Below are 8,132 nucleotides of genomic sequence, written 5' to 3'. Positions count from 1 at the left end.
ATCAAGACACAAGCGGGCTTGCTCGCGAATGCTGACTTTCAGTTGATGCATCTTTGAATGACACACCGCTTTCGCGAGCAAGCCCGCTCCCACATTTAGTTCTGCGTTAACGGTTAGGCTGTGGGGTGAGGCGCAGGTACGGCTTCACCGCACGGTAGCCCTTCGGAAAGCGCTGCTTGATCTCTTCCTCGTCCTTGAGCGACGGCACAATCACCACTTCATCGCCGTCCTGCCAGTTGGCGGGCGTGGCGACCTTGTGGTTGTCGGTCAGCTGCAACGAGTCGATGACCCGCAGGATTTCGTGGAAGTTACGGCCGGTGCTGGCCGGGTAAGTGATGGTCAGGCGGATCTTCTTGTTCGGGTCGATCACGAACAAGGAACGCACGGTGAGCGTGTCACTGGCATTCGGATGGATCAGGTCGTAGAGGTCCGACACCTTGCGATCGGCATCGGCCAGGATCGGGAAGTTGACGACGGTGTTCTGGGTTTCGTTGATGTCTTCGATCCACTTGTGGTGCGAGTCCACAGGGTCAACCGACAGGGCGATGGCCTTGACGCCACGCTTGGCAAATTCGTCTTTGAGCTTGGCGGTAAAGCCCAGCTCCGTGGTGCACACCGGAGTGAAGTCGGCCGGATGGGAAAACAACACGCCCCAGCTATCGCCCAGCCATTCGTGGAAACGAATCTTGCCGGCGCTGGAATCCTGTTCAAAGTCGGGGGCGATGTCGCCCAATCGTAGGCTCATGGTGTGGCTCCTGATGAGTGCTTATGGAGCCCACTGTGCATGGGTTGGAGATTATTTAAAAAGAATAAATATCGATTTATCTAGACGATAAAGGAATATTAAAAATCTGTTCATTGGACTTGGGAACGGGCGAGGATCAACATCGGTTTCAAGGTTCGAGAAGGCCTTGAGACGCTGTACAAAGAGGGGTTTCAGGAAGGGCTTGCGGGGGTTGAGCCCGACTTGAAAAGCAAGACACCTTGCCCGGCGTTGCGCCGGGCAAGGTTTACAGTCTTACAACAGCTTCACACTACTAGAACAGTGGCAGCGAGTAGCTGACGATCAGACGGTTTTCGTCCTGGGAACGGGTGTTCGCCAGGTCGGTACGCCACATCGCGTTTTTCCAGGCCACGCCGAGGTTTTTCAGCGGGCCTTCTGGAATCACGTAGGCAACGGTGATGTCGCGTTCCCACTCGGACTGGCCAGTGGTTTCAGTACGTGCGTTAGTGTTCGCGATGGTGTCGATGTTGCTACCTTTGAGGTACACAACGCCAGCCGTCAGGCCAGGTACGCCAACCTTGGCGAAGTCATAAGCGTAACGAGCTTGCCAGGTACGCTCGCCAGCACGGGCGAACTTCTGGATCTGCATGTCGGTAGTGATGTAAGCCGACGAGCCGTCACCTTGGTTCAGCCAAGGGAAGTCGCTGCTGCCATTGCTGACTTGGTAACCGCCACCAAAGGTGTGGCCGGCCACGGAGTACAGGAAAAGGCCGCTGTACAGGTTGTTGTCGACTTTACCCTTACCGGCACGGAAACCGTTGTAGTTACCGCTGGTGTAGTAGGCAGCCGTATTACCGTTCAGGCCGTCGTCAGAACTGTTGAAATAACGCAGGTCAGACTTCAATACGCCCGGGCCGATCGACCAGTTATGGGTCAGACCCAGGAAGTGCTGCTTGTAGAAGTCTTCCAGGTTGCCGTAGTAGTACTGTGCGGTCAGATCTTTGGTGAGCTTGTAGTCACCACCGGCATAGTAGAACTTGTTGACGAACTTGCCTGCGGTGTAGTTCGAGCCACCGTTGGCACCACCCAGCGACAAACCTTCGTTGTTGCTGGAGTTACGGCCCTTGGCATGCTCAATTTGACCGGCAACCAGGGTCAAATCCTTGATGTCGTTGGTAGTGATCTGGCCACCCTGGAAGGTTTGCGGCAGCATACGACCATCGTTGGTCACGATAACTGGCAGCTTAGGCTGCAACGTACCCAGTTTCAGTTCGGTTTGGGAGATCTTCACCTTACCGGTCACACCGAGGCTGGCGAAATCGTTGACCGCGCGATTGCCGTCGCTTGGGAACACAGTACCGCCGGACGAAGTACCGGTGATGTTACCGCTGGTGCCGCGGCCAGAATCGAGGCGCACGCCGTACAGGCCGATTGCGTCAACGCCGAACTGAACCGTGCCTTGGGTATAGCCCGAAATGAACCGCAGATCGAAGCCTTGGCCCCATTCTTCGTTCCTGGACGGGTCTGCAGCACCATCACGGTTATCCGTGTTGATGTAGAAGTTACGCAGGCCCAGTGTGGCCTTACTGTCTTCGATGAAACCGGCAGCGCCTGCTTGCTGAGCGATTGCGCCCAGGGTCACAGCCAACGCCAAGGTGGACTTCTTCATGTACCGCTCCTCTCATTTCTAATTTTTGTATTTCTTTGGTCTCGGGTCTGACGCCCTCGATCCACAGATGCGCGATTAGCGCCAGATAGTGACTACCAAGTCAATCGTAACCTTGTGTGTCTACTACCTTCGTCTAACCGCAGTTGATTTGGTCCCTGCAGGGTAATGAGTTTTTCATACACCCAAAAAGAATTGTTTCATTCTTTTTCATACGATTCAGGAATAAGCCTCAGCAGGCAGTGAGTCGATCAGCATAGATCAACCGCTCCATAAGCTAATTCCTAAAGGGTATTTACCAGCCTTTTTTTAGATCGATTAGTGTGATCGTACTGTTGCATACGTCACCCACGATCAAAAAGGCGACGCCATCATGGCCAAACGCACATCCTCCCGTCAATTTGTTACAGTTTTTGTGTCACTAATACTTTCTTTTGGTGTCAAAGCCGCCGATTTGACCATCGGCTATCAAACCGGCATCGACCCCAGCAAAGTCCCCCAGGCTGACGGCCTCTATGAAAAGGCCATCGGCGAGAACATCGCCTGGCGCCGCTTCAACAGCGGTCCTGAAGTGGTCACCGCGATTGCCTCCGGCGATGTGCAAATCGGCAATCTCGGTTCCAGCCCCCTTGCAGCAGCGGCGTCACGTAATCTACCGATCGTGGCGTTTATCGTATCGGCGCAGATCAATACTTCTGAAGCTCTGGTGGTACGCAATGGCAGCGGTATCGACAAACCCGCAGACCTGGTGGGTAAAACCATCGCCACCCCTTTCGTCTCGACCTCCCATTACAGCCTGCTCGGGGCGCTGAAGCACTGGGGCCTGGACACGCAAAAAGTCAAAGTGGTGAACCTGCAACCGGCAGAAATTGCTGCCGCGTGGAAACGTGGCGATATCGACGGCGCATTCGTGTGGTCACCGGCGCTGGGGGAAATCCGCAAGACCGGCAAAACCCTGACAGACGCAGCCCAGGTAGGTCAGTGGGGCGCGCCGACGTTCGAAGTGTGGGTGGCGCGCAAGGATTTCGCGCAAAAACATCCTGACGTAGTGGCCAAGTTTGCCAAGGTCACGCTGGATGCTTTCGCTGACTATGCGGCCCATAAAGACCGCTGGACCGTCGATTCCGAACCGGTGCAAAAAATCGCCAAATTGACAGGTGCGAATGCCGCCGATATTCCTGAACTGTTGGCCGGCACCACCTTCCCGGATGCCCAGGCACAGCAGACCGAGGCACTGCTTAAAGGCGGCACCGCGAAGGCGATTGGGGAGACGGCGAAGTTTTTGAAGGAACAGGGGAAGGTCGAAACGGTGCTGCCGGATTACTCGGCCTTTGTGACCGATAAATTCATCAAAGAATAAATGCAGTCCCCTGTGGGAGCTGGCTTGCCTGCGATTGCATCACCTCGGTTTACCTGACAGACCGAGGTGCCCGCATCGCAGGCAAGCCAGCTCCCACATAAGCCAGCCCTTGCTCTTAGCTAGAGGGCCTTCTCGAAAATCTTCGAATTACGCTGATAGTTGTACAGCGAGGCCCGTGCCGACGGCAGGCGGTCCACGCTGCTCGGCACAAACCCGCGCTCGCGGAACCAGTGGGCGGTGCGCGTGGTGAGGACAAACAAAGTCTTCAAACCCTGCGCCCGCGCGCGGGTCTCGATGCGCTCCAGCAATACATCACCGCGTGCGCCGTGACGGTACTCCGGGTTCACTGCCAGGCACGCCAGCTCACCGGCATCCGAATCGGCGATCTGATACAACGCCGCACAAGCGATGATCATGCCTTCGCGCTCGACCACGCTGAACTGCTCGATCTCACGCTCCAACACCTCACGCGAACGCCGCACCAGAATGCCCTGCTCTTCCAGCGGGCTGATCAGGTCGAGCAAGCCACCGACGTCTTCAATCGCCGCTTCACGCACCAGTTCGAATTGCTCCTGGGCCACCAACGTGCCGCCACCGTCGCGGGTGAACAGCTCGGTGAGCAACGCGCCGTCTTCGGCATAACTGACGATATGGCTGCGCCCTACTCCGCCACGGCAAGCCTCGGCGGCGGCATCCAGCAACTCAGCCTGATAGTTGTTACCCAGCCGCTGCAGGTGCGCCGGCACTTGTTGCGGGCGCAACTCACGCACCAGGCGACCATGCTCATCGAGCAAACCGAGGTCGGCACCAAACAGCAGCAGCTTGTCGGCGCCCAGGTCGATGGCGGCGCGGGTGGCGACGTCTTCGCAGGCCAGGTTGAAGATCTCGCCGGTGGGCGAATAACCCAATGGCGACAGCAGCACGATGGACCGCTCGTCCAGCAGGCGATTGATGCCTTTGCGGTCGACCCGACGCACTTCGCCGGTGTGGTGGTAGTCCACGCCTTCGAGTACACCGATCGGGCGTGCTGTTACCAGATTGCCGCTGGCCACGCGCAAGCGCGAGCCCTGCATCGGCGACGAGGCCATGTCCATGGACAGCCGCGCCTCGATAGCAATGCGCAGATGCCCGACCGCGTCGATCACACATTCCAGGGTCGCCGCATCAGTGATGCGCAAACCTTCGTGGTAAGCCGGGGTGAGGCCGCGTGCTTCAAGGCGGGTTTCAATCTGCGGGCGCGAACCGTGCACCAGCACCAGCCGCACACCCAGGCTGTGGAGCAGCACCAGGTCGTGGACGATATTGCCGAAGTTAGGGTGATCCACGCCATCGCCGGGCAGCATGACCACAAAGGTGCAGTCGCGGTGGGCGTTGATGTAAGGCGAAGCGTGACGAAGCCAATTGACGTATTCGGGCATAAAACCTGGGCCTGTAATAAAAAGCAGCCAAAAAAGGATGAATCGTGAAAGCGCACAGCGGGCTGATGGTTATCGTCGGAACAGGCTTGGCGACACGCTCGCTCTCCTTCTATGTACGAATAGGCAGGGGTTAATTTATGCAGGTTTCAGGCAGTAATGCTCGATCAGTTCCCGCAATAGACGCACTGTAGGCGTCAAGCGTGACATTTCGAGGTACTCGCCCGGTTGGTGAGCACAGGCGATATCGCCAGGGCCGAGCACCAGGGTTTCACAACCAAGGCGCTGAAGATAAGGCGCTTCGGTGCCGAACGCTACTGCTTGCGCACGATGACCGGTCAATCGTTCCGCCACCCGCACCAGCTCGGCATCTTCGGCCTGCTCGAACGGCGGCACTTCGGGGAACAACGGTGCGTAGTCGATCTTGACTTTATGACGCTCCGCCAAGGGTTCGAGCTTCTGACGAATGGCGGCGCGCAGTACCTGCGGGTCCATGCCCGGCAACGGCCGCAGGTCGAATTCCAGCGAGCATTGGCCGCAGATGCGGTTGGGGTTGTCGCCACCGTGAATACAACCAAAGTTCATGGTCGGTTGCGGCACGCTGAATTGCGGGTTGCGGTACTCACGCTGCCAGGCCAGGCGCAGGCCACGCAGTTCGCCAATAGCGTCGTGCATGGCTTCAAGGGCGCTATGACCCAGGCTTGGGTCCGACGAATGGCCGCTTTGGCCCAGAATATCGATGCGCTCCATCATCACGCCTTTGTGCAGGCGGATCGGCTTGAGCCCCGTCGGCTCACCAATCACCGCCGCACGGCCCAACGGGCGTCCGGCCTCGGCCAGTGCACGAGCACCGGACATTGAGCTTTCTTCATCGCAGGTGGCGAGGATCAGCAAAGGTTGCTTGAACGGCTGATCCAGCAAGGGCAGCACGGCTTCGATGGCCAGGGCAAAAAAACCCTTCATGTCGCAGCTGCCCAAGCCTACCCAGCGGCCGTCGACTTCCGTCAGCTTAAGCGGATCGGTCTTCCACAGCGCGGCGTCATACGGCACGGTATCGCTATGCCCGGCCAGCACCAGCCCGCCGGGGCCACTGCCGAAACTGGCGAGCAAGTTGAACTTGCCGGGGCTGACTTGCTGGATATCGATGGCAAAACCCAGGTCGCCCAGCCAACTGGCGAGCAGGTCGATGACCGGGCGGTTGGTCTGGTCGAGAGACGCTTGGGTGCAACTGACCGACGGCGCGGCAATCAGCGCGGCGAATTGCTCTTTCATGGACGGTAACGGCATGCGCAGCCTCTCAACTTCCCGGATGAGCCTCACTATAGAACCATCTGCACGACACAATAAACCGTTGCGGCACGTTGCCGGGCTCAGTCCTGTACACTGCACGACCTTGGCAGCCACACATTTCCCCGGCTGCGCTCCCGATCCTGGATTTTCCGGCCATGCAGAAAGAAACCGAAATCAAGCTCCGCGTCAGCCGCGAAACCCTCGCCGCGCTACGTGAGCACCCGCTACTGAAAAAACGCAACAAAAGTGGCTGGGAACGCCGTGAGTTGATGAACCAGTACTTCGACACCCCTGAACGCGACCTGGCCCAGGCCAAAGTCGCCCTGCGCCTGCGCAAGGACGGTGACGACATCATCCAGACCCTCAAGACCCGCGGCCAAAGCGTCGCCGGCTTGTCGGAACGCAATGAATACAACTGGGACCTGCCCAAAGCCAAGCTCGATGTGAAGAAACTCGACGGCGAGTGCTGGCCCGAGCAATTGGCCGAGCTGGACAAAAAGACCCTCAAGCCAATCTTCACCACCGATTTCGTGCGTGAGCGCGCCGAAATCGCCTGGGGCCGTGGCAAGGCCAAGGTGGTGATCGAAGCCGCCCTGGACCTGGGCCATGTGGTGGTCGGCAAGCAGAAAGAAGAAATCTGCGAGCTGGAACTGGAACTGCGCGAAGGTGAACCGGCTGCCCTGCTGGAACTGGCCGCCGAACTGGCCGCGACCCTGGCGCTGATGCCGTGCGATATCAGCAAGGCCGAGCGCGGCTACCGCCTGTACGACGCCAGCAGCTACTCGCTGAGCCTGCCGGCCCCGCAGATCCACGCCGAGATGCCGTTGGACGATGCCTTCGCCGCAATCATGTGGCACCTGTTGGGCAGCAGCCAGCGTCTGGCTGAGCAATACCGTTTCAACGGTCATTGGCGTCTGCTGCAGGACTGGGTCGAAAACCTCGGTGAGCTGCGCGCCCTGATCGGCAGCCTCGGCCAGGCCGCGCCGCGTCAATCCACCAGCGAACTGCGCAGTGCGCTGGACGCGTTGCTGGAAGACTGGCGCCCACTGGTGCAGGCCGGTGACGACGATGAAGACATCCGCAAGGCCGCGCCGGAACAGTTTGCCGAAGAACTTGAAGACGTGCGTTGGGGCCTGTTCTCGCTGAACACCTCGCGCTGGCTGCTGGCCCGCGCCTGGACCACCGACCGCAATGTGCGTGGCAACCGCCAGGGCGCCGCGCAAATCACCAACTGGCTGCCACGCCTGCTGGCTGACGACGCCGTCGCCCTGCAACTGCCGCGCTACCAGCAGCAACCGGAAGACCTGGCCGAGCAACTGCCGCGCATCGAGCGCATCCAGGCCTGGCTGCACCACGCACGTAACGTGGTGGACATCCCGGAACTGGACCGTTTGTACGGCGAACTGAACAAGTTGGCGCTGCTGGCCAACCAGCCGATCACCGATGAATCGCTGGATGCGCGCATGCATCAGGCGATTGCGGTGTATCAGAACCGGGCCTGGAAGACCCTGCTGCGCCTGTAAGATCGCTATCGCGGGCAAGCCCGCTCCCACAGGGGAATGCATTCCAATGTGGGAGCCGGGCTTGCCCGCGATGAGCATAGGTATCTACACAACTTCTGAAGGCAGCCGATTTCTCCTGTGGCGAGCAGGCTTATCCTGCGTTGGGCCGCGAAGC

General features: G+C 58.9%; 6 protein-coding genes. 2 read left to right on the top strand and 4 right to left on the bottom strand.

Features of this window, described 5'->3' with window-relative positions; all coding sequences use genetic code 11:
- Positions 1–106 precede the first annotated feature (106 nt).
- Together HX790_RS29425 and HX790_RS29420 are read right to left on the bottom strand one after the other, a co-directional pair.
- On the bottom strand, positions 107–745 hold the full coding sequence (locus HX790_RS29425; protein WP_099550302.1) for a peroxiredoxin: 639 nt from the start codon (positions 743–745) through the stop codon (positions 107–109).
- 292 nt (positions 746–1,037) lie between these two features.
- Positions 1,038–2,393: an OprD family porin gene (locus tag HX790_RS29420; RefSeq protein ID WP_017139543.1), complete on the bottom strand. Its 1,356-nt coding sequence runs from the start codon at positions 2,391–2,393 to the stop codon at positions 1,038–1,040.
- A 370-nt stretch (positions 2,394–2,763) separates the two neighbouring features.
- On the opposite strand from HX790_RS29420, the gene tauA reads away from it, so the two are divergent.
- The gene (gene tauA / locus HX790_RS29415) at positions 2,764–3,750 is read left to right on the top strand and encodes a taurine ABC transporter substrate-binding protein (protein ID WP_176992614.1); all 987 of its coding nucleotides are present in this window, start codon (positions 2,764–2,766) and stop codon (positions 3,748–3,750) included.
- A gap of 119 nt (positions 3,751–3,869) precedes the next feature.
- On the opposite strand, the gene argA is transcribed toward tauA, so the two are convergent.
- Together argA and argE are read right to left on the bottom strand one after the other, a co-directional pair.
- Entirely contained in the window at positions 3,870–5,168 is a 1,299-nt protein-coding gene (argA, locus tag HX790_RS29410) for an amino-acid N-acetyltransferase (RefSeq protein ID WP_017139545.1), read from the bottom strand.
- A 135-nt stretch (positions 5,169–5,303) separates the two neighbouring features.
- Complete coding sequence (gene argE, locus HX790_RS29405) at positions 5,304–6,452, bottom strand: acetylornithine deacetylase (RefSeq protein WP_065931829.1); 1,149 nt, start codon at positions 6,450–6,452, stop codon at positions 5,304–5,306.
- A 158-nt stretch (positions 6,453–6,610) separates the two neighbouring features.
- Here argE and HX790_RS29400 point away from each other — a divergent pair, with 158 nt between their 5' ends.
- Positions 6,611–7,978 carry an inorganic triphosphatase gene (locus HX790_RS29400; RefSeq protein ID WP_138453563.1) on the top strand — a complete coding sequence of 456 codons (1,368 nt, stop codon included), beginning with the start codon at positions 6,611–6,613 and terminating at the stop codon, positions 7,976–7,978.
- Positions 7,979–8,132: the final 154 nt, after the last annotated feature.

Source organism: Pseudomonas sp. IPO3747 (genome assembly GCF_013385245.1).
Classification (GTDB): domain Bacteria; phylum Pseudomonadota; class Gammaproteobacteria; order Pseudomonadales; family Pseudomonadaceae; genus Aquipseudomonas; species Aquipseudomonas edaphica.
This window is presented reverse-complemented; position numbering and strand designations above follow the sequence as displayed.

Excerpts from the sequence above, each read along its gene's own strand:
- argE (WP_065931829.1), bottom strand. The coding sequence starts at position 6,452 with ATGCCGTTACCGTCCATGAAAGAGCAATTCGCCGCGCTGATTGCCGCG.
- tauA (WP_176992614.1), top strand. The coding sequence starts at position 2,764 with ATGGCCAAACGCACATCCTCCCGTCAATTTGTTACAGTTTTTGTGTCA.
- HX790_RS29420 (WP_017139543.1), bottom strand. The coding sequence starts at position 2,393 with ATGAAGAAGTCCACCTTGGCGTTGGCTGTGACCCTGGGCGCAATCGCT.
- HX790_RS29425 (WP_099550302.1), bottom strand. The coding sequence starts at position 745 with ATGAGCCTACGATTGGGCGACATCGCCCCCGACTTTGAACAGGATTCC.
- argA (WP_017139545.1), bottom strand. The coding sequence starts at position 5,168 with ATGCCCGAATACGTCAATTGGCTTCGTCACGCTTCGCCTTACATCAAC.
- HX790_RS29400 (WP_138453563.1), top strand. The coding sequence starts at position 6,611 with ATGCAGAAAGAAACCGAAATCAAGCTCCGCGTCAGCCGCGAAACCCTC.